Origin of the sequence: Dactylosporangium sp. CA-152071 (assembly GCF_050936335.1) — a bacterium.
Lineage (GTDB): Bacteria > Actinomycetota > Actinomycetes > Mycobacteriales > Micromonosporaceae > Dactylosporangium > Dactylosporangium maewongense.
Genome location: NZ_JBNJMZ010000002.1, coordinates 1,817,614 through 1,839,804 on the forward strand (window position 1 = coordinate 1,817,614; position 22,191 = coordinate 1,839,804).

Genomic DNA, 22,191 nt, shown 5'->3' on the forward strand with positions numbered 1-22,191 from the left:
GGAGGGGCGCCGACACCCCTCCCGTGCGGGCCGGGAGATCAGGCGTACACCTCCATCTCGTACAGCGAGTAGCCCCACTGCCCGGACTTGGCGGTGCCCAGCATGCGGACGTATCTGGCCGGGCCGGTCACCGCCAGCCGCTCCGTGCCGCCGGGTGAGTTGGCCTGGACGTAGACGTCGCGCCAGGTGGTGCCGTCGGTGGAGGCCTGCAGCCGGTAGGACTTGGCGTAGGAGGCCTCCCAGCGCAGGACGACCTCGCGCAGGTTGTACGTGGTGCCGAGGTCGACGCGCAGCCAGTTGTCCACGGCCTCGCTGGCGGCCCAGCGGGAGGACTGGTCGCCGTCGAAGGCCTTGGCGGCGGTCTGTTGCGCGTTGGACTCCGACGACGCCGTGGCGGGTTTGCCCTCGGCGAGGTTGGTGGCCGCAGCGCCGAGGGTCAGGTCGAGCGTGACGGTCCGCCCCTTCTGCAGCGGCACGACGCGGGCGATGCCGCCGAGCGGCGAGCTCTGGACGGTGCCGCCGGTGACGGCCGTGATGCCGGAGCGCTGGATCAGGGTCAGGTTCTGGTCGATGTTCGAGGTCAGGGTCACCTGGACCTTGCGGGTGTCGGTGTCCCAGACGAGGTTGTCGATTTTGAACTGCCCCTTGCCGAGCATGCCGGCGACGGCGCCCTTCTTCAGGCTCTTGGGCAGGGCCGGCAGCAGCTCCAGGGTGCCGGGCCGGGTCGCGGCGAGCATCTCCATCATGATGGTGGGCACGGAGTTGACGACGTCGGTGGCGAACACGCTGTGGTTGTTGTAATGCGACGTGGCCATGCTGCTGTAGTAGTAGTCGTCCTTGGCGAACCGCAGCAGTTTCGCGTTGACGGAGTCGGCGTTGTTGAGGTCGGCGGCGATCAGCGCGCCGTGCAGGAGGCCGTGGCCGGCGTTCTCGTAGCTGCCGGTGTCCTTCTTCTGCAGGAACACCTTGGCCGCGTTGTACTGTGCGAGGTTCGTCTCGGGGGTGATCTCGCGGTACGGCCAGACGGGCATCAGGCCGCTGGAGTGCCGGTGCTGGTACTGGTTCTGGTTGGCCAGGCCGGGCCACGCCCATTCGGCCAGCGCGCCGTCGTTGTTGATGAGGTACGGCGGCAGGTGGTCGAGCTTCTCCTGCCAGACCGGGATCTTGTCGGCGTCGCGGCCGAGGGTCCGGCTCGTCTGGATGAGCGTCGAGAGGGCGAAGCGGGCGCCGGCGATGTCGTAGACCGAGTTGTTCGTCAGGGGCACACCACCGGCGGGCCGGTTCTCCGGCGAGATCGATCCGGCGAGGATGTACCGGCCGTTGGCGTCCTTCTTGACGAGGAAGTCCTCGTAGAAGTCGCCCATGTCGCGGATCAGCGGGTAGTACTTGTCGGCGAGGAACGTCGTGTCGCCGGTGACCTGGTAGTACTCCCAGAACGGTTGCAGGAGCCAGGATTCGCCGCCGGTGACGTACTGGTACGGGTAGTCGAAGTTGATGTTGGAGATGAGCCCTTCCTCGTTGGGGGTGTTGCCGCCGGTGAGCATGCCCCGGGTGCCCAGCAGTTTGCGGGCGTTGGTGCGGAAGTCGTTCTGCCACTGCTGGTTGAGGTAGAAGTACCCGGCCATGGCCTCGGGCATGTTGCCGACGTTGCCGCCGGAGATCTGCAGGTTGAGGTTCGCGTCGAGGTGGTAATAGCCGTCCCAGCCGACGTTGCTGTCGCCCGTCCAGTTCCCCAGCAGGTCCGGTGCCGCCGTCTCGTTGCTGGAGGCCAGCAGGTGGTAGCGGCCGGCGTAGAACATCCGCTCGTACAGCGCCGGGACCGGATTGCCGACGGCCTTCTGCTCGGCGAGCAGCTGCTCGGTGGGCTTGGCCCGGTCGGCCGCGCTCGCGCCGAGGTCGAGCGACACCCGGCCGAAGATCTCCCGGTGCTTGCTCGTGTGCCGGTTCAGCAGCGCCTGGTAGGATTCGGTGATCGCCGACAGCCTCGACTGCAGCAGCTGCCGGTTCCATTCGGTCTCGGCGGTGACGCCGCCGTTGTAGGTGCCGTTGTACCGCTGGGTGAGCGACAGCAGCGTGACGTAGGTGGCGTTGGTGACGGTCACGTTGGTGCCGGACATGGTCTTCGTGCCGTCGGTGACGATGCGGGTGACGCCCTCGTATCCGGCGTTGTAGGTGCCGTTGGGGTACTTCACGCGAAGGTTGAGGAAGTTCGTGTTGGAGGCGTTGGTGGCGGTGACGCCCTTGTTGGTGAGGTTCATGCCCGGGTCGATCGACAGGCCGAGCGTCACGTTCAGCCGCTGCCCGCTCGGCGCCGGCAACTGCTGCACCGTGACACCGTCGGTCCTGGACACGAACGAGTCGCGTTGCCAGGTGCCCTTGTCGTCGGTCCACCTCACCGACACGACACCCGAGGCGTAGTCGGTCGAGCGCACGTAGTTGCGCACGGTGCCGGCGTCGGGCATCTGCATGGTCATCTTGAAGCCGGGGTGTTTGCTGCCCTCGCCGCCGCCCTGGTACCCCTGGACGTCGGCGGCGAGCTGGTTGGCCTGCTGGTACTGCCCGGCGATGGACAGGTCCCGGATCCGGTTGATGTTGTCGGCGCTGACGGTGTTGAAGGTGCGGTGCGGCCGGGCCTCGGAGCGGGCCATGAAGAACCGCTTGTCGTTGAAGACGACGGTCTCGTTGCGCGGGTTGCCGAAGACGATGATGCCCTGCTTGCCGTTGCCGGCGAGCAGCCCGTTGGCCCAGTCGCCGTAGGCCTGCGGGTAGGTGTTCGACGGCGCGACGGTCGCCGTGCCGGTGCCGCCGCCGGTCGGGCCGGTGCCGTACACCTCGAACTCCCACAGCGAGTAGCCCCACTGCGTGTTCGGTGTGACGCCTTGCATCCGCACATACCTGGTGGTCCGACCGACCGTCACCGTGTCCGAGCCGCCGTCGCCGGTGGTCGTGGAGTACACGTCCGTCCACTGTGCACCGTTGTCGGACACCTGCACCTTGTACGCCTTCGCGTACGCCGCCTCCCACGACAGCACCGCCGTCGTCACCGGGTACGCCGCACCCAGATCCACCGTGATCCAGGCGTTGTTGTCGTTGCTGTGGTCACTGGACCACCGCGTCGCACCGTTGCCGTCGATCGCGTTCGCCGCGGTCAACGCACCGTCCTGATAGGACGCCGTGGCACGGGCCCCGGGGTCCCGGGCGAGGTTGACGGGGGTGTCGGCCGCGGCCGACGGCAGCCGTACGGCGGCGGTGACGAGGATGAGTGCGGCGAGGGCGCCGCCGAGCAGTCTGCCGCGTTTCGAGATCGGTCTCACGGGGTTCCTTTCCGGGCGATGCGCAGCGAGGAGATGGCGTCGTTGCTGCCCGTGCGGGCGAGGTCGGGGGTGTCGGCGGTGAAGGTCCAGGCGGCGCCGGTGAAGCCGGCCTCGGCGTAGGCGGTGACCGTGTAGCCGGCCGGCACCCGGATCGAGGAGACGGCGTCGTTGCCGATGCCGGCCGCGGGCAGCCGCGGCAGGTCGTAGCTGCCGGGGCCGCGGGTGGCCGCGGTGCCGCCGTAGCCGGTGGCGGTGTAGAACGTCGGTCCGGCGGGATCGCGGTCCGGCCACAGCCACACCGCTGCCGCGACGACGACCGGGACGGCCAGGACGGCGCCGGCGAGCCGGTTCATCGGGTGGTGACGCGCAGCGAGGAGATGGCGTCGTTGTTGCCGGTCGGCACGAGGTTCGGGGTGTCGGCGGTGAAGGTCCACGCGGCGCCGGCGAAGCCCGCGTCGGCGTAGGCGGTGACCGAGTAGCCGGCCGGCACCCGGATCGAGGAGATCGTGTCGTTGGCGATCCCGGCCGCCTGCAGCTGCGGCAGGTCGTAGCTGCCCACGCCGAGGGTCGCCGACGCGCCGCTGTAGTCGGCGGCGGCAAAGAACGTCGGGCCCGCGGCTCCGCCGTACACCTCGAACTCCCACAGCGAGTAGCCCCACTGCGTGTTCGGCGTGACCCCCTGCATCCGCACGTATCTGGTGGTGCGGCCGATCGTCACCGTGTCCGAGCCGCCGTCGCCGGTGGTCGTGGAGTACACGTCCGTCCACTGTGCACCGTTGTCGGACACCTGCACCTTGTACGCCTTCGCGTACGCCGCCTCCCACGACAGCACCGCCGTCGTCACCGGATACGCCGCACCCAGATCCACCGTGATCCAGGCGTTGTTGTCGTTGCTGTGGTCACTGGACCACCGCGTCGCACCGTTGCCGTCGATCGCGTTCGCCGCCGTCAACGCACCGTCCTGATAGGACGCCGTGGCACGGGCGCCGGAGTTGCGGGCGAGGTTCACGGGTCCCGCCGGGTACGCCGGCGGCTTCGGCACGCTCTGCCCGGCCGGCGGCCACAGCGTGAAGGTGTTCGCGCCGTTCTTCGCGGCGGCGAACGGGCCGGCCATGACGTTGCCGGTGTTGACCGCGGCGCCGAAGAAGTCGGTGGTCACGTCGGCGGCGATGCTCTCGTTGGCGCGCGGGACGGTGCCGACGCGGGCCTTCGTCACCGGGGTCAACCCGCTGATGCCGGTGGCGTTGAGGGTGAAGCTCAGCTGCATCGCCGTGTTGGTGGCGGTGTACTGCACGTTGGACACGACGCCGGTGAAGTTGCCTTCCTTGACGTGCGTCTTGCCGGTCGCGTTGTCCGGCAGTGTCGAGCCCTGGACGAGGTTGTTGAACCAGAAGTCCTTCTGCGGCGAGGTGAGCGCCGTCGACTCGTTCATCGTGCCGGGCTGGAAGTAGTAGGCGTCGCGGCCGCCGCCGTCGATGGCGAAGCGCCCGTTGTCGATGAACAGGTTGTTGGCGAAGACGATGCCGGTGGCGTCCAGGGTGCGGATGTCGCTGTTGCCGATGAAGACGTTGTTGTCGACCAGGATCGGGCCGTGCACGGCCTCGGCGTAGTAGCCCCACGGGCTGTTCATGACGATGTTGCCGGTGACGCGGACGTTCTGGTTGCCCCAGTCGGTCCAGATGCCGGCGGAGTTGCCGCCGCGGGAGTTCTTGATGTAGTTGCCCTTGATGAGGCCCTCGTTCATGTAGTGCACCTTGATCGGGGCCGTCTCCGCGCCGCTGAACTCGTTGCGGTAGTTGGTGTCCTCGATCATGTTGTAGAGGATGTCGGAGTTCCAGGAGAAGACGCCGGCGATGCCGGACTGCCCGGACCTGCCGATGTAGTTGTTGCGCACGACGTGCGAGCCGTACTTGCTCGTGTCGCGGAAGTTGGTGCGGGTCGTGCCGGGCCGGTTGCCCGCCCATTCGTCGTTGCCGAGGCCGATGTCGATGCCGATGGTGCGGGCGTTGAGCACGACGTTGTTCTGGATGATCCACCGCAGGCCGCCGTTGACGCTGATGGCGCCGGCCTGGCGCCGCGTCGGGCTGTCCGGGAAGTCGGAGTACGTGTTGGCCGCGTGTTTCACCGTGAACCCGTCGACGGTGATGTAGCCGAGGCCCCACGCGTCCGGTGCGAAGACCTGCCGGCGGACGTTGATCTCGCCCAGCCTGGCGTTGGGGTCGGCGCCGCCGAAGTTCGCCGAGATCGTCGTGCTCGACGCGCCCACCTGCGAGTACCAGGTGCCGGCCGCGGCCTGGACGTCGCTCAGCGCCGGCTTCTCCAGGTACGCCTGCTCGTCGAGGTAGACGTCGCCGGCGTTGTAGCCGGGGAAGACGCCGCCTCCCCCGCCCTGCGGGTGTCCGGTCGCGTAGGGGTTGTAGGCGCCGAAGAACGTGTTGGGCAGCGTGACGCTCCAGACGTTGCCGGTGCCGCGGGTCCAGGTGTTGACCTCCTCGGAGCCCTTGATCACCACGTCGCCGTCTCCGGCCCTGGTGTAGGTGATGCGGTTCGAGTCGCCGGTGCCGCCCCGGGCCGGCTTGACCGTCTCGCGGTACAGCCCGGCGTGCACGTAGACGGTGTCGCCGGGCTGCGCGTCCTGTGCGGCGCGGTTGATGGTCAGGTAGGGCGCGGCGGCGGTGCCGGCGTTGGCGTCGTTGCCGTTCTTGGCGACGTGGATGGCACGCACCGCTTGGACCGCGGTCTGTGCCGCGATCGAGGGCACCGCGATCCAGACGAGCGCGAGGGCGGTGCCGGCGGCGCCGAGCGCTTTGAGGTGATTGATGCGGGGGTACTTCATGTGGGGGTCCTTCACGAAGGCGGATTCGTGCGACGTGGTCGCCGTTCGCAGGGCGCGTGGCGGTGCCGCCTGGCGAGGACTCAGGCGGTTGGCGGTTGCGAACGGGCGCCCGGCCGTGGCGGATGCGGCCGGGCAGCGAGGCGTCTCGGGCCGCCGATGACCCAGAGTGCCCTACTAAGTTAGATTAATAATCTATGCGTGCTGATGCGGGACGTCAACCTGGCGGTCGTTGATCCGTGCACCGTACCCGGCCCCGACGGGCGGCGCTAGACCCGAGCTGCGAGCTCGGGGCCGTGGCCGGGCGCGACCGAACCCTGCAGGACCAGGGCCGCGCCGCCGATCGCGGCGGAGTCGCGCGGGTTGCTCGACAGGTCGACCCGCACGTCGTGCACGTCGCGGGCGAAGGCCCGCTCCGCCAGCCGGCGGCGGATCTCGGTGACGTAGATCGAACCGGCGACGGCGAAGCCGGGCCCGGCGAGCACGAGCGTGTCGATGTCCCACATGTTCGCCAGCAGCACGGCGCCCTCGGCGAGCATCGCCGCGGACTCGTCCAGCAGCGCGCGCGCCTGCTCGTCGCCGTAGATGGCGGCGCGGGCGAGCACGTCGAAGGCCCGCGCGTCGTCATCCTCCGTGCGGATGCGCAGGCGGCGGGTCAGCCCCCGGACGGCGCGGGCCCGGGCGACGAGCACGCGCGGCGCGGCGTACTGCTCCAGGCATCCGCGGCTGCCGCAGTGGCACGGCTCGCCGTCGCGGACGATCGGGACGTGGCCGAGCTTGCCCGCGTTGGAGCTCGCGCCGCGGTGCAGGGCGCCGTCCAGCACCACGCCGGAGCCGATGCCGGAGTTCATGTACAGGCAGCCGAAGGTGCGCTCCCGCGAGACCTGCCGCCCCCAGAACTCCCCGACGGTGGCCGCCGCGGCGTCGCTGTCGACGAGGACCGGCACGCCGAGCCGGCCGGTGAGGGCGTGGGTGAGGTCGAGCCCGGCCGAGCCCTGCCGGCCGGGCAGCGCGAGGAACCGGCCCCGCGTCACGTCGACCGGTCCCGGCCCGACGACGGCCATCCCGGCCACGCTCTGCGGCGGCAGGCCCAGACCGTGGGTGACCTCGTGGTACAGGGTGGCGAGCCGGGCCGCGACGCTCTCGGGCCGGCCGTCGGCGGGGGCGGCGACGAGCTGCCGGCCGACGGTGCCGCCGCGGGTGTCGGTGACCACGCACGTCAGCGTGTCCGCGCCGACGTGGATGCCCACCCCGTAGGCGGCGCGCGAGTTGATGACCAGCATGGCGCGCGGCTTGCCGCGGGTCGCGACGGTGTCGCCGGTCTCCCGCACGACCCCGTCGTCGATGAGTCGGCGCACGATGTTGGAGATCGTCGGCTGGGTCAGGCCGGTCGCGTTGACCAGCTCGACCCGGCTGATCGGCCCGGAGGAGCGGATCAGGTCCACGATGAGCGCACGGCTACCGGGGCCCGCGGCCGCAGACTCCCGTCGCGCCACGCTGAACCGCCTCTCGTCTCGCCGTACGCTGTCGCACGACTACATTACGGGGACGAGGCTAGACCACTACGTCGGCGAGGAGGAGCGCATGCCCGCGGTACCCACCGCATCCGCGTCCGGGCCGCGGCTGGACACGCCGGTCGGCCTCGCCCTCGTGCGCGACGCGGAGGTGCTGGGCGCCGAGCCGTTCTTCCACGAGTTCATCGCCGGCATCGAGCGGGTGCTGGTCCTGCAGGGCGTGCCGGTGCTGCTGCAGGTCGTGGCCACGGTGCCGCAGGCGGTGGAGCGGATGCGGGCCTGGGCCCGGTACGGGCAGGTGCAGGGCGTCATCCTGATCGACCTGCTGCCCGGTGACGAGCGGGTGGCGCTGGTCAAGGGGCTGGGGCTGCCGTGCGTCGTCATCGGCGACCCGGTCACGGCCGACGGGCTGCCGACGGTGTGGACGCAGGACGAGGTGGCCATGCGCGACGTCGTCGGCGAGCTGGTCGCGGCCGGCCACACGCACCTCGGCCACGTCGGCGGCCCGGCGCAGATGGCGCACACGATCATCCGGCGCCGCACGTTCGAGACCGTCGCGGCGGAGCACGGCGTCCGCACGACGTCGTTCGACGGCGACTACTCCGAGGCGGCGGGCGTCCGCGCCGTCACCGCCCTCGCGGCGCTCGACGAGCGGCCGACCGCGCTGGTCTTCGACAACGACGTCATGGCGCTCGGCGCCCTGCACGAGGCGGCCCGCCTCGGCCTGGCGGTGCCGGCCGAGCTGTCCCTCGTCGCGTGGGACGACTCGGCGCTGTGCCAGCTGGCGGTGCCGTCGCTGAGCGCGGTCAGTCACGACGTGCAGGAGCTGGGTGAGCTCGTCGGATCGGTCCTGGCCGACGCCCTGTCGGGGGCGCCGCCGCGCACCGTCACCGTGGCACCGGCGCGCCTGACCGTCCGCCAGTCCAGCCGCTGACCTGCCACCGCACCGCCCGTACCGGCTCTCACCGCACCGCCCGTACCCACTCCGGGCCATGGCCGGGCATGGGTGGATCGTGCCCGGCTGTGGCCCGGGGTCGGGCGACCTGAGATCAGGTTGTGTGGCGGATGATCGAGTCGGCGATCCGCTCGGTGAGGCCCGGCGAGAAGAACGGGTGGTGGCCCATGCCCGGCACGATCTCCAGGCGCGCCGCCGGGATCTGTGCCGCGAGCGCCTCGCCGTGAGCCTGGGGCAGCAGCGGGTCATCGCTGCCGTGCAGGACCAGGGCCGGTGCGGTGATGGACGACAAGGAGGCCCGCCGGTCGTCGTCCCAGCGCCGTCCGGCGAGATCGTGATTGGAGGCGGCAGCGATGTTGCCGGCCCGGGCATGGCAGTGTTCGACGAACCGGCGCGCGGCAGGCTCGTCGAAGGGCAGGACATCGCCGTTGAGCACCCGCCAGGTCTGCACGTCGGCGTCCATGCGTTGCTGCGGTGTCGTCCGGGGCGCCTTCACCGAGGCCATCAGGTGGTCGAGGAACCGTGCGGTCGGGGGCGGCAGCTCGCCGGTCGTAGCCGGTCGGCCCGCCATCGCCCGGGCCCACGCAGGTCCGGGGTTGTTGCCCATCGGAGACGACGCCATCGTGGTCAGCGTGTGGACCCGGGCCGCCTGGTGCACGGCGAGCCATTGTCCGATCGCCGCGCCCAGCGAGGTTCCGACGATGTGCGCGGCCGGGACGCCGTAACCGTCCAGGACGGCGGCCGTGTCAGCTGCCATGTCTGCGAGCGCGTACGGATGCGTTGCGAAGTCGACGGAATCGGACCGGCCGGTGTCGCGGTGATCGAACCGGATCACCTGCCGGCCGCTGTTCACGAGCGCTTCCACCAGCTCTTCGGGCCAGCCGATGCCCTGCGTCGAGGTGCCCATGACCAGGAGAACGGTGGGATCGGCAGGGCGGCCGAAACGCTGAGTCCACAGCCGTAGCCGCCGGGAGCGAACGAACTTCTCGTCACCAGTAAGCATGCTGGGCACCGTAGCGGTCACCCAACTCACCAGAACAACTACCGGTTGTAGTCGAAATTTACGTTCATGAGATAATGAACGTGCGGGCGAGGCCACTGGGACGCCTCCTGCGCCGTCGATCTCCTCGGCCGACTTCGCCGCATCAGACCATCTGGTCACCACCCTTGCCGCGGGCTGCTCCGCTACGTTCGATCTCGCGCCGCAAGTTCATAGATTAAAAATCTTTGTTATTGACTTCGCTGGAGACGTCGGCGACGCTGTGTCGAGCACAGCCCGGGACACCCCTTCCCACGCGGCGAGCAGCGCCGGTCGTCATGTCGACGCGCTGCCGTCCTCCCCTGCTCCCAGACGCGTAAAGGAACCCTTATGGACCACCGCACCAGGCCGCGGGCCGTGCGCGCCGTGGCCGCGCTCGTCGCCCTCGCCCTCAGCCCCGGCCTCGTCGCCTGCGGCGGCGACGACGCCGCCGCCCCGGACTCCATCGACGTCGTCACCCGCTGGTCGGCCGGCAACTCCGCCGCCGCCGCACAGAACCGCGTGTTCCAGGCGTTCACCGCCGAGACCGGCATCAAGGTGAACGTCACCGAAGGCCTCGAAACCATCGACGACCAGGTCGAGAACGCGGTGGCCGCGGGCAAGTCGCCCGACGTGGTCATCGTCAACCTGTTCGACAAGACGCTCGGCTGGCTCGACGCCGGCGTCACCGTGCCGGTCGACCAGTACGTCAAGGACTGGGGTCTCGCCGACAAGATCAAGCCCGCGGCGCTGGACGAGTGGCGTGCCGGCGGGAAGCTGCAAGGGCTGCCGTTCTCCGGGTTCAGCTGGCCGCTGTGGTACAACACCGAGCTGCTGAAGCAGGCCGGCGTCGACAAGATCCCGGCCACCACGGACGAGCTCATCGCCGCGGCCGCGAAGCTGCGCGCCAAGGGTGTCGCGCCGCTCGCCGTCGGCGGCAACGACTGGACCGGCCAGAAGTTCTTCTACCAGGTCGCGCAGTCCTACACCGACGCCGCGACGATGCAGAAGGTCATGCAGCAGGGCGGCTACTGCGCGACGCCATCGGTCCTGGACGGCATCAAGCTGTTCACGCAGCTGCGCGACGCCGGCGTGTTCGTCGACAACGCCGCCGGGCTCATCGCCGACGGCATGTACGCGGCGTACTACTCCGGCAAGGCCGCGATCATGCCGGCCGGCTCGTGGGCCTACACCGAGTCGACGGCCGCCGGCACCGGCATCGACAAGCGCACGACCCTCGGCGGGTTCCCGGTGCCCAGCGGCGCCACGTTCAAGAAGCCGACGGCGTACCGCGGCTTCACCGGCGTCGGTTTCATGATCACGAAGCGGGGTGCCGAGCCCGGCCGGATCGACAACCTGCGTAAGTTCATCACCAAGTTCTACGCCGACGCGTCCGTGGGCGACTTCGTCAAGGACTCCGGCATCCTGCCCCCGACCACCGGCGACTTCGCCGCCTACGCCACCAACCCGCTGCTGACGCAGTCACTGGGCCTGGACGTCACGGTGGACTACGCGGTGCTGCCCGACGTCTGGATCGGCTCCGCGTCCGACCGCATCATCCAGGTCCTGACCGGTGCCTACGGCAAGTCGACGCCGCAGCAGATCTGCGCCGGACTCGACACGGCCACCAAGGGCTGACCCCCGGAAACCGGGCCACGCCACCAAGGGCTGACCCCGGAAACCGGGCCGGCACCGCCACCAAGGGCTGACCCCCGCAAGCCGGGCGGGGACGGCGCGCACCGCCGCCCCCGCCCGCAGCGACGAAGGAACGCATGATGTCATCCACCAGCACCCTGGTCCGCACCCGCGCGCGGCCACCGGCCGCCCCTGCCGGCCGGCGACGCGGCGGCGGCCTGCACTCGCCCCGCATCCTCTGGCTGACGGTCCCGTCCCTGCTCTGGTTCGCCGTCTTCGCCGTGGGCCCGCTCGCCGCGATGTTCGTCATCGCGACGCTGCGGTGGAAGGGGCTGCTGTACGAGCCCACCTACGCCGGCACGGAGAACATCGGCAAGGTCCTCGCCGACCCGGCGTTCTACGCCGCGGTGCGCAACAGCGCCGTCCAGGTCGCCGTCGTGATCCCGCTGATGATCCCGCTGTCGTTCATGCTCGGCTACCACCTCAACACCAAACCGCGCGGCTACCGGGTGCTCTCGGTGCTGTACTTCTCCCCCGGCCTCATCTCCATCTCCGTCACCGGCATGGTCTTCTACGGCGTGCTGTCCCCCGACGGCGGCGTCAACGGCCTGCTGCGCGGCGTGGGTCTGGACACGTGGGCCACCGCGTGGCTCGCCGACCCCGACACCGCCCTGGCCAGCCTCATCGTCATCGACCTGTGGCGCGGCATCGGCTGGACCGCCGTGCTGTTCGCCGCCCGGCTGGCGAGCCTGCCTGCCGACGTCCTGGAGGCCGCGCGGATCGACGGCGCGGGACGGTTCCGCACGATGTGGCAGATCGCGTTCCCGATGGTCAAGGACTACGTCCGCACGCTCACGATGCTGCAGTACCTCTGGACCCTGTTCACCTCCGCCGCCCTGATCCTCCTGCTCACCAAGGGCGGGCCGGGCACCTCTTCCACCACCCTGTCGTACCTGGTCTACGCGAAGGCGTTCGCGCAGCGGGACCTCGGCTACAGCCAGGTGGTCGGGGTCGTGCTCCTGCTCCTCGGCATCGCCGGGATGGCCCTGATCCACGTCCTGCTGCGCAGCCCACGGGAGAACCCTCGATGAACCCCCGCACGACCCGGCGCACGGCGGGCCGCACCGCGACCGTGCTGTCCTGGCTGTACGCGCTGCTGCTCGCCGCGCCGCTGTACTACCTCGCGGTGAGCGCACTGAAGACGAACGTCGAGATCTTCACGCGGCCGTTCGCGTTGCCGTCGCGGTGGCTGTGGGGGAACTTCGCCACCGCCTGGCGCACCGCCGGCCTGGGGCAGGCACTGTTCAACTCGCTGCTCATCTCGGTCGTCGCGATCGCGCTGACCCTGGCGCTGGCGGTGCCCGCGGCCTACGCCCTGGCCCGCCAGGACAACAGGCTCTCCCGGTGGATCACCGGCGCGTTCTCCGCGGGCTTCCTCATCCCGCCGTTCGCCGCGCTGATCCCCACCGTCATCCTGGCGATCAAGCTGGGGCTGTTCTACACCCGAGAGTTCCAGATGCTGTTCCTGCCGGCCAGCGCCCTGCCGCTGTCGGTGCTGCTGCTGACCCAGTTCATGCGGACCGTGCCGCCGGCCCTCGTGGAGTCCGCCGCGCTCGACGGCGCCGGTCACCGGCGGCTGCTGACCAGCGTGTTCATCCCCATCGCCATGCCGGGCATCGTCAGCGTCACGATCCTGCAGCTGCTCACGTTCTGGAACGAATACCTGTTCTCGCTCACCGTCACCGGCACCGCCCCGAACGTACGGACGGTCCAGGTGGCACTGCCCACACTCATCTCCGACGCCACCAACGTCGGGGTGCTCACCGCGGGCACCGTGCTCACCCTGCTGCCGGTCTACATCACCTACGCACTCGCCAGCCGTCGCATGCAGGAAGCACTCACCGCAGGGGCAGTAAAGGGATGACACTCACCACGCAAGCGACGACCGCCGCTGCCAGCCGGCTCGACCTCGGCGGCACCTGGGAGCTGGCCTGGGAGGGCGGGCCCGCCACCGTCCCGGAGTCCGTGCGGGCGGCGCGGATCGCCGCGCAGGTGCCCGGTGAGGTGCACACCGCGCTGCTCGCGGCCGGGCTCCTGGACGACCCCGACGTCGGCTGGGGCGAGCTCGCGCAGGAGTGGGTCGGCCGGTCCCGCTGGACGTACCGCCGCCGCATCCAGTGGGCACCGGTGCCGGGCGCCCGCACCGACCTCGTCGCCGACGGCCTGGACACGGTCGCCGAGGTCTACGTCAACGGCCGGCACGTCGGCGCGGCCCGCGACCAGCACCTGACCTACCGGTGGTCCGTCGACGACGCGCTGCGGCCCGGCGACAACCTCCTCGAGGTGCGCTTCGCCTCCGCGTGGGACGCCGCGCTCGCGCACGAACGCGCGCACGGGCCGCTGCCCAGCCCGTACGACGAGCCGTACGCGCACGTGCGCAAGGCCGCGGCGAACTTCGGCTGGGACTGGGGTCCGCACCACGTCACCGCCGGCATCTGGCGCGGCATCCGCCTGGAGTCGTACACCGGCCGGATCGAACACGTCAGGCCGCTCGTGACGCTGGAGCCGGCCTCTGACACCGCGCACGTCACCGCCCACGTCCATTGTGACGCGCCGGAAGGTGCGCTGGTGCGGGTCGAGCTGACGGATCCTGCCGGACGCCCCGCCGGATCCGCCATGGGCACGGTGACCGGGGACGAGGTGGCGCTCACCGTGCCGGTCGAGGACCCCGAGCTGTGGTGGCCGATCGGGCTCGGCGCGCAGCCGCTGTACCGCGTGCAGGTGCGGCTCGAACACGACGGCTCCGTGCTGGACACCGCGGCCACCCGCATCGGCCTGCGCACCGTGACCGTCGACGAGTCACCGGACGCGCTCGGCACCCGCTGGGCGCTCGTCGTCAACGGCCGCCGGGTCCGCGTCCGCGGGTACAACTGGATCCCCGACGACACGTTCGCCGGACGTGCCACGCCGCAGCGCGTGACCGCCCGCATCGAGCAGGCCGTCGCCGGCAACGCCAACCTCCTGCGGGTCTGGGGCGGCGGCCACTTCGCGACCGAGGAGTTCCTGGACGCCTGCGACGAACGTGGCCTGCTCGTCTGGCACGACTTCCTGTTCGCGTGCGCCGCCTACTGCGAGGACGACGACATGCTCGGCCTCGTCACCGCCGAAGCCGAGCAGGCCGTCGCCCGCATGTCGGCGCACCCCAGTCTCGTGCTGTGGTGCGGCGGCAACGAGAACGTCGTCGGCTGGCACCACTGGGGCTGGGCCGACCAGCTCGGCACCCGCGGCTGGGGCGCCGCCTACTACCTCGACGTGCTGCCCCGGGTGCTCGCCCGCCTCGACCCGACCCGGCCGTACCTGCCGAACTCCCCGTGGTCGGGCACGGTCGACCGCGACCCGGCCGCCGACACGCACGGCCCGAGCCACCTGTGGCACCCGTGGAACGAGGCCGACTACGCGCACTACCGCGACCACGACCCGGCGTTCGTCGCGGAGATGGGCTGGTGCGGGCCGGCCGCCTGGAGCACACTCGAACGCGTCGTGGACGGCCAGACACTCGGGCCCGGCTCGACGCTGACCCGCCACCACCTGCGCGCGATCGACGGCATGCACAAGCTCACCCGCGGCCTCCAGCCGCACGTGCCGGCGCCCGCCGACGGCGCCGACTGGCACTTCGCGACCCAGGTCGTGCAGGCCCGCGCCGTCGCCACCGGGGTCGAGTGGCTGCGGTCCCGCGACCGCTGCGGCGGCGTCGTCGTGTGGCAGCTCAACGACTGCTGGCCGGCCATCAGCTGGTCCGCGGTCGACCACGCGGGCATCGAGAAGCCGCTGTGGCACGCGCTGCGCCGCTCGTTCGCGCCGCGGCTGGCCACCGTCCAGCCCGTGCGCCCGGGGCCGACGCACGACCCGACCGGCGACGCGGGGCTCCTGCTCGCGCTCGTCAACGACACCGGCACCACCTGGCACGCCGACGTCCTCGTCCGGCGGATCGGGCTGGACGGCACGGAACACGCCCGCGCCCGGCTGCGGGCCGGCTGTCCCGCCGGTGGGCTCGTCCGCCTGCCCGCCGACGCCGGCGTCGGCCGTCCCGCGGACCCGCACGCCGAGCTGCTCGTCGTGGACGCCGACGGCGTACGGACCACGTGGAGCTACCGGCCCGAGCGGGAGCTGACCGCGCCCCGCCCCGAGCACCGCGCCGACGTGCGCGTCGTGGACGGCGCGCTGCACGTCACGGTCACCGCCGTGACGCTGCTGCGGGACGTGTGCGTGTTCGCCGACCGGCTCGCCGGGCCGCTCGGCGTCGCGGCGCACGAGCTGGTCGTCGACGACGCCCTGGTCACCCTCCTGCCGGGCGAGCGCCACACGTTCCGTGTCGCCCGCCGCGACGGCGGCGCCGTCACCGCGTTCGACGGGCGGCTGCCCGACCTCGTGGTGCGGTCGTTCGGTGAGGTCGCCCGCTGACACCACCGATGTCTGCACGGTTTACGTTTGCCTTTGGTGCGGTTCAAAACTGTCTTGGGCAGCCATTCATCCGATGTACACATTGACAGCTCGCCATGCTCTTGACACAGTCGTCAACGGCGGTGATCCCTCCCCTCCCTCACGGGAGGTCCCGTCCCAGCAGGTGCGTCGGCGCGCTCCTCCCCGCGTTCCCTCTGGAAGGAACCTCCCATGAGCCTGTCCCGCCGCCAGGTCCTGTCCGCCGGGCTGGCCGTCGCCGGTCTCGGCGCGACCGCCTACGTCGCCGGCACCGCCGACGCGGCCAGCGCCCCCGGCGACGTCGTCGGCAAGATCTCCGTCGGCTACCAGGGCTGGTTCGCCTGCCGCGGCGACGGGTCACCGATCAACGCCTGGTGGCACTACAGCGCGAACAACAGCCAGCCGCCGTCGCCGAGCAACACCACCCTCGTGTCGTGGCCCGACATGCGCGAGTACACGAAGACGTACGCGACGGCGTACGCGAACCTCGGCAACGGGCAGCCCGCCACGCTGTTCTCGTCCTACGACCAGCAGACGGTCGACACCCACTTCAAGTGGATGCGCGACTACGGCTGCGACACGGCCGCGTTGCAGCGCTTCAACCCGTTCGGTGGCGAAGGACCCATCCGCGACGCCATGACCGTCAAGGTCCGCAGCGCCGCCGAGGCCTACGGCCGCAAGTTCTACATCATGTACGACGTCACCAGCTGGACCGACATGCAGTCGCAGATCAAGACCGACTGGACGACGAAGATGTCGGCGTACACGGCGTCACCGGCGTACGCGCGGCAGAACGGCAAGCCGGTCGTGTGCATCTGGGGCTTCGGCTTCAACGACTCGGGCCGCCCGTTCGCGCCGGGCCCATGCCTGGACGTCGTCAACTGGTTCAAGGCCCAGGGCTGCTACGTCATCGGCGGCGTGCCGACCTGGTGGCGCACCGGCGTCAACGACTCCCGCCCCGGCTTCCTCGACGTGTACCACGCCTTCAACATGATCTCGCCGTGGATGGTCGGCCGCACCGGCGACATCGCCGGGCTCGACTCGTATTACAACAACGTCAACGTCGGCGACCAGGCCGACTGCAACGCCCGGGGCATCGACTACCAGCCCTGCGTCATGCCCGGCGACCTGTCCGCCGGCGCCCGCGCCCACGGCGACTTCTACTGGCGGCACATCTACAACATGACCAGGCTCGGCGCGCAGGGCCTGTACGTGTCGATGTTCGACGAGTTCAACGAGGGCAACCAGATCGCGAAGACGGCGGAGAACGCCTCGATGCAGCCGACGAACTTCGGCCGCCCCGCGCTGGACGCCGACGGGGTGGCCTGCTCCTCCGACTACTACCTGCGCATCACCGCCGACGGCGGCCGGATGTTCAAGCGGCAGACGCCGCTGACCGCCACCCGCCCCACCCAGCCGATCGCCGGCGGCCCGTCGACGCCCCCGCCGTCCACCGCGGTCGCGCTGCGCTCCCGGGCGAACAACCGGTACGTCTCCGCGCAGAACAACGGCGCCGCGCCCCTGCTCGCCGCCGCCACCGCCGTCGGCGCCGCGGAGCGGTTCGAGCTCGTCGACCTCGGCGGCGGGAACGTCGCGCTGCGCGCCCAGGTCAACGGCAGGCTCGTCTGCGCCGAGAACGCGGGTGCCGCGGCGCTGATCGCGAACCGTACGGCGGCCGGCCCGTGGGAGACGTTCCGGCTGATCCGCAACAGCAACGGCACGGTGAGCCTGCTCGCGACGGTGAACAACCGCTATGTCTGCGCGGAGAACGCCGGCGCCGCGGCGCTGATCGCCAACCGCACCGCGATCGGCGCCTGGGAGCAGTTCGACCAGGTGCCCGCGTAACGGGCCCCGTCATGCGGCCGGTGCCCGACTACAGGGCCCCGGCCGCGGGCGTCGGGACGGGACGGCAGAGGTGCGGTGGCACGCCCGTCGTGGCCAGGGACGCATCGAGCAGGGCGGTCCACTGTGGACGCCACCGCTCGGTGCGGGCGGCCGTCTCCTCGCGGAGCAGCGGCAGGCCGGCGGTGGGGTGCGGTGCCCGCCACCAGCCGGGGGCGTGGTCGTAGGCCCGTCGCACCGTCGTGTCGGGTCCGGTGACGTCGACGCGCAGGTAGAGCCAGCGCCCCGAGGCGGGGTCGGCGTCGGCCTCGTGGAGCGCCGTCACGAGGTCGGTGAGCGCGCCGGTGACCTGCTGGCCGGACTCGGCGCTGAACGCCGTGCGGTGCCGCGGGCCCCACTGCACGGTCAGGACGGCGGTGCCCTCGGCGCGCAGGTGTGCCGCGAGGTCCCGCAGCGCGCCGCCGTCGGCGGTCGCCGGCCGCGGCTGCTCCGGCGCGTCGCGCATGACCCGCTCGACGAGGGCGGCCTGCTGGTCGGGGCCGCTGAACGGCACCGTGCGCCCGGCCGGTTCACCGTCGCCGGCGGGGTGTTCGGGCCAGCTGCTGCCCGGTGTCAGCCCGGCCCGGGTCGCCGCCGCGAGGGCGGTGGCTGGGTCGATCGCCGGTTCGTACGCCGATGTACGGGCGTGCTCCACCGCGGCGAACAGGGCCAGGTCGGCGGTGCGGTCCCGGGCCGCGTCGCGCAGGCGGTCCAGCAGCCGCTGCCGGTCGGCGTCGTCGGTGAGCTGCTCGACCGCCTCGGCGAGCGCCGTGGAGGCCTCCTCGAGCAGGATCCGGCAGCCGTCCTCGCGCAGGTCCGCCGGGTACCGGGCCCGGCTCCACGCGGTGCCGTCCCACCAGTACACGAAGCCGACCACCTCGCCCGCGAGCAACGCCTGGAGGAAGGACCACGGCAGCCACGCCGGACCGCCCGCGAGCAGGTCGACGGGCTCCCGACACATCTCGATCTCGCTGTTGTCCAGGTCGAGCCCGAAGAGCACCGCCCGGCCGCCGGCCACGGGCAGCAGCGCCCACCAGCCGTTGCCGACGTCGCGCATCCGCAGCCCGTCGGCGGTGACGGCCTAGCCCGGCATGATGCTGGGCGCCCGGCCGGCGGCCAGGGCGGACAGCAGGGCCGGCTCGGCCCACAGGTCGTGCGGCGGCGGCAGGTCCGGCACGCGCACTGTCATCGTCGATCCCCCGTCTGGTCCGGTGCGTGACCGCCGCGAGTGTACGGCGCCCGGCCAGACGCTCAGGACCGCGCGGCGGGGTCGTTCTGCCACAAACGACATCGTCGATCTTCGCACCCGTATGCGGGCAGTCCGGGCAGGTGGGAGCGGCCGATGTGGAAACGCTCTCACCTTCCGCCATTCCCTTACCGATCGTGATCACGTAGCTTCGTGAGGTGGCATCGGTGGAAAATGATGGATGCCCGGGCACAAAGGGGCGAATGACTTGCAGGCGAGCACCCCTCAACAGCGGCTGGCACCGCACCATGAGCTGCCACGGGACGCGGCCACCGTCGCCGCCTACCGCACACCGGTCAGGTTCGCCCGCGACCCGCTCGCCGAGCTCGAGGCGATCTCCGGCCGGGCCGCAGGCGCGGTCGTGCGGCTCAACCTCGGCTTCCTGCGGCCCTACCTGATCACCCGGCCCGACGACGTGCAGCACGTCCTGAGCGGCCACGCCGACCGGTACGTGCGCGAAGGCATGATGTGGCAACCGGTGCGCCGGCTGACCGGCAACGGCATCTCCGGCGACGGCCCGCAGTGGAAGGCCAGCCGCGAGGTGCTGCGCCCGATGTTCGCCGCCCGGCACGTGGCCGCGCTGACCGACCTGCTCGCCGTGACCGTCAACGAGGCCGTCGACGCCCTCGACGAGCACGCGGCGACCGGCCGGCCGTTCGACGTGGCCGAGGCGATGACCCGCGTCGCCGACCTCGCGCTGGGCCGGGCCTTCTTCGGCGGCGGCATCGCGGCGGCCGACGGTGACCGGCTCGGTCAGGCCGTCGCCACCGCGTTCACCTCCCTGACCGCCCGGATACTGCTGCCGTTCGCGCCGCGGTGGCTGCCGCTGCCCGGTGACCGCGCGTTCCGGCGGGCGGTGCGCACCGTTGACGAGGTCATGTACCCGCTGGTCGCGCAGCGGCGCCGGCAACCCGACGCCGACGACGTCGTGGCGCTGCTCTGCCAGACCCGCGACGGCGACGGGCAGCCGCTGGACGACCGGCGCATCCGTGACGACGTCGTCGGCATGTACGTCGCCGGCACCGAGACGACCGCGATGGCCCTCACCTGGCTGTGGGTGGCGCTGGACGCCAACCCCGGCGTCGCGGAGCGGCTGCGGGCCGAGGTCGAGGACGTGGTCGGCGACGAGCGTCCAGGTGCCGCGCACCTGCCGCGGCTGCGGTACACCCGCATGGTCGTGCAGGAGGTGCTGCGGCTGTACCCGTCGGGCTGGTTCCTGCCGCGCACCGCGCTGGCCTCCGACGTGGTCGGCGGGGTGCGGATCCCGGCCGGCAGCACCGTGGTGATGAGCCCGTACCTGACCCATCGCATGCCGTCGCTGTGGGAGCGGCCGGACGTGTTCGACCCCGAACGGTTCGGGCCCGAGCGGACCGGCCGGCACCGGTTCGCGTACCTGCCGTTCGCGGGCGGCCCGCACCAGTGCCTCGGCAGCCAGCTGTTCATGGTCGAGGCACAGCTGGTGGTGGCGGCGATGCTCAGCCGGTTCCGGCCGCGGCTGCGCGACGACGGACCGGTCCATCCGAGGGCCGCGGTGACCCTGCGGCCCAGCCGGCGGCTGGCGATGACGATCACCCGGCGGGAGCGGTGAGCGGCGTGGCCGGCGCCGCGCCGGACCCTGGCTCGGCGCCGGCCGGACCCGCCCTCCAGGCCGCCGCGGCCGACCTCGTGGACGAGGTCGCCGCCACGCGGTGGGGGCGCATCTCCCCGTCGGTGTACGAGACCGGCCGGCTGGTGTCGATCGCGCCGTGGCTGGTCGACCACGCCGCCCGGGTCGCGTTCCTGCGCGCCACCCAGCGCCCCGACGGCGGCTGGGGCCAGCCGGGCGGGTACGCCCTCGCGCCGACCCTCAGCGCGACCGAGGCGCTGCTGGCCACCGCCCGTGACGGCGACCCGTCGGCCGCGGAGCCCGCCGGGCAGGGCCTCGACCGGCTCATCGGCTGGCTGGCCGGCCCGGCGCCGCTGCGCGTCGCGGACGTGCCGGACACGCCGGCGGTCGAGCTGATCGTGCCGGCCCTGGTCGACCTCGTGAACGCGCACCTCGACGCCCTCGCCGACCGGCCGGTGCCGGGCCTGGACAGGTTCGCCGGCGTCCGGCTGGCGGCACCGGCCGGCGTGGACGACCGGCCGCTGCGGGGTATCCGCGCGATGCTGGACGCGGGCGCGCCGGTGCCGGACAAGCTCCTGCACTCCCTCGAGGTCGTCGGCCCGCTCACCGCGAACCAGCCGGTGCGGCCCGCGCCGATCGGCGGGGTCGGCGCGTCGCCCGCCGCCACCGCCGCGTGGCTGGCCGGGCATCCGGCCGGCCCGACCTCGGCGACGTTGCGCTACCTGGAGGCGGTCACCCGCCGGCACGGCGGGCCGGTGCCCAGCGTCGTCCCGATCGCGCCGTTCGAGCGGGCCTGGGTGCTCAGCCTGCTGATCGGCGCCGGGTTCCCGGTCGGGCGCCCCGACCGGGTCGCCGCCGCCCTGGCCGCGCCGCTCGGCCCGGGCGGGCTCGCCGGCGGTGAGGGCCTGCCCCTGGACGCCGACACCACCTCGGTCACCCTGCTGACGCTGGCGCAGCTCGGCGCGGCGCAGCCCGTCGACTGCCTGTGGCCGTTCGAGGTCGACACCCACTTCAGCACCTGGCTCGGCGAGCGGACCCCGTCGACGACCACGAACGCGCACGTGCTGGAGCTGTTCGGCCACCACGTCGCCGCGCACACCTGGGCGGGCGCGCGGGACCGCGCGGTCGTCGCCAAGCTCACCGCGTGGCTGTGCGCGCAGCAACTGCCCGACGGCAGCTGGATGGACAAGTGGCACGCGTCGCCGTACTACGCGACGTTCTGTGTCGTGACGGCGCTGCACCGCCACGGCCGCCTGGGCGGCGGCGAGCCGGCCGCCACGATCCGCAGGGCGGTGCGCTGGATCGTCGCGACCCAGTCTGCCGACCGGTCCTGGGGGCGCTGGCACGGCACCGCGGAGGAGACGGCGTACGCGGTGCAGACCCTGCTGCTCACCGCCGCGCTGGACGAGCCCGGGGCGCACGCCGCCGCGGCCGACGGGCTGGCCTACCTCGCCGCGACGTCCGGGCAGCAGCCGGACCCGCCGCTGTGGCACGACAAGGATCTCTACGTGCCGCCGCGCATTGTCCGGGCCGCGGTTCTCGCGGCATTCCGGCTGGCCGGATCGGACAATGCAATGCGTTACGGAATTTCGTCGCCGGCCGCCACGGATTAGTGCCGGCGCCGAAGTCCGCACACCGGTCACCAGGCAACTTGAGTGGCCGATCGCACGCTGCTACGGTGCCCGTTGTCGAATGACGGTGACCACACCA

14 protein-coding genes are annotated in these 22,191 nt (G+C 71.8%); 8 read left to right on the top strand and 6 right to left on the bottom strand.

Annotation, left to right across the window (positions count from 1 at the left end):
* Positions 1 to 38 precede the first annotated feature (38 nt).
* From ACQEVZ_RS47980 to ACQEVZ_RS47995, 4 genes are all read right to left on the bottom strand, one after another.
* Positions 39 to 3,314 carry a glycosyl hydrolase family 95 catalytic domain-containing protein gene (locus ACQEVZ_RS47980; RefSeq protein WP_433381173.1) on the bottom strand — a complete coding sequence of 1,092 codons (3,276 nt, stop codon included), beginning with the start codon at positions 3,312 to 3,314 and terminating at the stop codon, positions 39 to 41.
* Complete coding sequence (locus ACQEVZ_RS47985; RefSeq protein WP_433381176.1) at positions 3,311 to 3,667, bottom strand: hypothetical protein; 357 nt, start codon at positions 3,665 to 3,667, stop codon at positions 3,311 to 3,313. The genes ACQEVZ_RS47980 and ACQEVZ_RS47985 overlap by 4 nt, the downstream gene beginning before the upstream one ends.
* Positions 3,664 to 6,150, bottom strand: coding sequence for a discoidin domain-containing protein (locus tag ACQEVZ_RS47990; RefSeq protein ID WP_433381179.1), 2,487 nt, complete (start codon positions 6,148 to 6,150; stop codon positions 3,664 to 3,666). Before ACQEVZ_RS47990 ends, ACQEVZ_RS47985 begins: the two co-directional genes overlap by 4 nt.
* A gap of 266 nt (positions 6,151 to 6,416) precedes the next feature.
* Positions 6,417 to 7,643: an ROK family protein gene (locus ACQEVZ_RS47995; RefSeq protein ID WP_433381182.1), complete on the bottom strand. Its 1,227-nt coding sequence runs from the start codon at positions 7,641 to 7,643 to the stop codon at positions 6,417 to 6,419.
* A gap of 88 nt (positions 7,644 to 7,731) precedes the next feature.
* Here ACQEVZ_RS47995 and ACQEVZ_RS48000 point away from each other — a divergent pair, with 88 nt between their 5' ends.
* Positions 7,732 to 8,595, top strand: a complete 864-nt coding sequence (locus ACQEVZ_RS48000) for a LacI family DNA-binding transcriptional regulator (protein WP_354900805.1) — start codon at positions 7,732 to 7,734, stop codon at positions 8,593 to 8,595.
* 115 nt (positions 8,596 to 8,710) lie between these two features.
* Here the strand turns inward: ACQEVZ_RS48000 and ACQEVZ_RS48005 are convergent, their stop codons facing one another.
* Positions 8,711 to 9,778, bottom strand: coding sequence for an alpha/beta fold hydrolase (locus tag ACQEVZ_RS48005; RefSeq protein ID WP_433381185.1), 1,068 nt, complete (start codon positions 9,776 to 9,778; stop codon positions 8,711 to 8,713).
* Positions 9,779 to 9,985: 207 nt separating this feature from the next.
* Between ACQEVZ_RS48005 and ACQEVZ_RS48010 the strand changes: the two genes are divergently transcribed.
* The 5 genes from ACQEVZ_RS48010 (at position 9,986) to ACQEVZ_RS48030 (ending at position 17,593) form a co-directional block, all read left to right on the top strand.
* Positions 9,986 to 11,272, top strand: coding sequence for an ABC transporter substrate-binding protein (locus ACQEVZ_RS48010; protein ID WP_433381188.1), 1,287 nt, complete (start codon positions 9,986 to 9,988; stop codon positions 11,270 to 11,272).
* 134 nt (positions 11,273 to 11,406) lie between these two features.
* Positions 11,407 to 12,360, top strand: coding sequence for a carbohydrate ABC transporter permease (locus tag ACQEVZ_RS48015; protein ID WP_433381191.1), 954 nt, complete (start codon positions 11,407 to 11,409; stop codon positions 12,358 to 12,360).
* Complete coding sequence (locus ACQEVZ_RS48020; protein WP_433381194.1) at positions 12,357 to 13,193, top strand: carbohydrate ABC transporter permease; 837 nt, start codon at positions 12,357 to 12,359, stop codon at positions 13,191 to 13,193. The genes ACQEVZ_RS48015 and ACQEVZ_RS48020 overlap by 4 nt, the downstream gene beginning before the upstream one ends.
* On the top strand, positions 13,190 to 15,730 hold the full coding sequence (locus tag ACQEVZ_RS48025; protein ID WP_433381197.1) for a glycoside hydrolase family 2 protein: 2,541 nt from the start codon (positions 13,190 to 13,192) through the stop codon (positions 15,728 to 15,730). The genes ACQEVZ_RS48020 and ACQEVZ_RS48025 overlap by 4 nt, the downstream gene beginning before the upstream one ends.
* Positions 15,731 to 15,940: 210 nt before the next feature.
* On the top strand, positions 15,941 to 17,593 hold the full coding sequence (locus tag ACQEVZ_RS48030) for a lectin (RefSeq protein ID WP_433381200.1): 1,653 nt from the start codon (positions 15,941 to 15,943) through the stop codon (positions 17,591 to 17,593).
* A 28-nt stretch (positions 17,594 to 17,621) separates the two neighbouring features.
* On the opposite strand, the gene ACQEVZ_RS48035 is transcribed toward ACQEVZ_RS48030, so the two are convergent.
* Entirely contained in the window at positions 17,622 to 18,686 is a 1,065-nt protein-coding gene (locus ACQEVZ_RS48035) for a hypothetical protein (RefSeq protein ID WP_433381203.1), read from the bottom strand.
* 397 nt (positions 18,687 to 19,083) lie between these two features.
* Between ACQEVZ_RS48035 and ACQEVZ_RS48040 the strand changes: the two genes are divergently transcribed.
* Together ACQEVZ_RS48040 and ACQEVZ_RS48045 are read left to right on the top strand one after the other, a co-directional pair.
* Positions 19,084 to 20,463, top strand: a complete 1,380-nt coding sequence (locus ACQEVZ_RS48040; RefSeq protein WP_433381206.1) for a cytochrome P450 — start codon at positions 19,084 to 19,086, stop codon at positions 20,461 to 20,463.
* On the top strand, positions 20,460 to 22,094 hold the full coding sequence (locus tag ACQEVZ_RS48045) for a prenyltransferase (protein ID WP_433381209.1): 1,635 nt from the start codon (positions 20,460 to 20,462) through the stop codon (positions 22,092 to 22,094). The genes ACQEVZ_RS48040 and ACQEVZ_RS48045 overlap by 4 nt, the downstream gene beginning before the upstream one ends.
* Positions 22,095 to 22,191 lie beyond the last annotated feature (97 nt).

Bases quoted from the DNA above. Each gene is read 5' to 3' on its own strand.
- ACQEVZ_RS48020 (WP_433381194.1), top strand. From the start codon at position 12,357: ATGAACCCCCGCACGACCCGGCGCACGGCGGGCCGCACCGCGACCGTG.
- ACQEVZ_RS48030 (WP_433381200.1), top strand. From the start codon at position 15,941: ATGAGCCTGTCCCGCCGCCAGGTCCTGTCCGCCGGGCTGGCCGTCGCC.
- ACQEVZ_RS48015 (WP_433381191.1), top strand. From the start codon at position 11,407: ATGATGTCATCCACCAGCACCCTGGTCCGCACCCGCGCGCGGCCACCG.
- ACQEVZ_RS47985 (WP_433381176.1), bottom strand. From the start codon at position 3,667: ATGAACCGGCTCGCCGGCGCCGTCCTGGCCGTCCCGGTCGTCGTCGCG.
- ACQEVZ_RS48025 (WP_433381197.1), top strand. From the start codon at position 13,190: ATGACACTCACCACGCAAGCGACGACCGCCGCTGCCAGCCGGCTCGAC.
- ACQEVZ_RS47990 (WP_433381179.1), bottom strand. From the start codon at position 6,150: ATGAAGTACCCCCGCATCAATCACCTCAAAGCGCTCGGCGCCGCCGGC.
- ACQEVZ_RS48010 (WP_433381188.1), top strand. From the start codon at position 9,986: ATGGACCACCGCACCAGGCCGCGGGCCGTGCGCGCCGTGGCCGCGCTC.
- ACQEVZ_RS48000 (WP_354900805.1), top strand. From the start codon at position 7,732: ATGCCCGCGGTACCCACCGCATCCGCGTCCGGGCCGCGGCTGGACACG.
- ACQEVZ_RS48035 (WP_433381203.1), bottom strand. From the start codon at position 18,686: ATGCGCGACGTCGGCAACGGCTGGTGGGCGCTGCTGCCCGTGGCCGGC.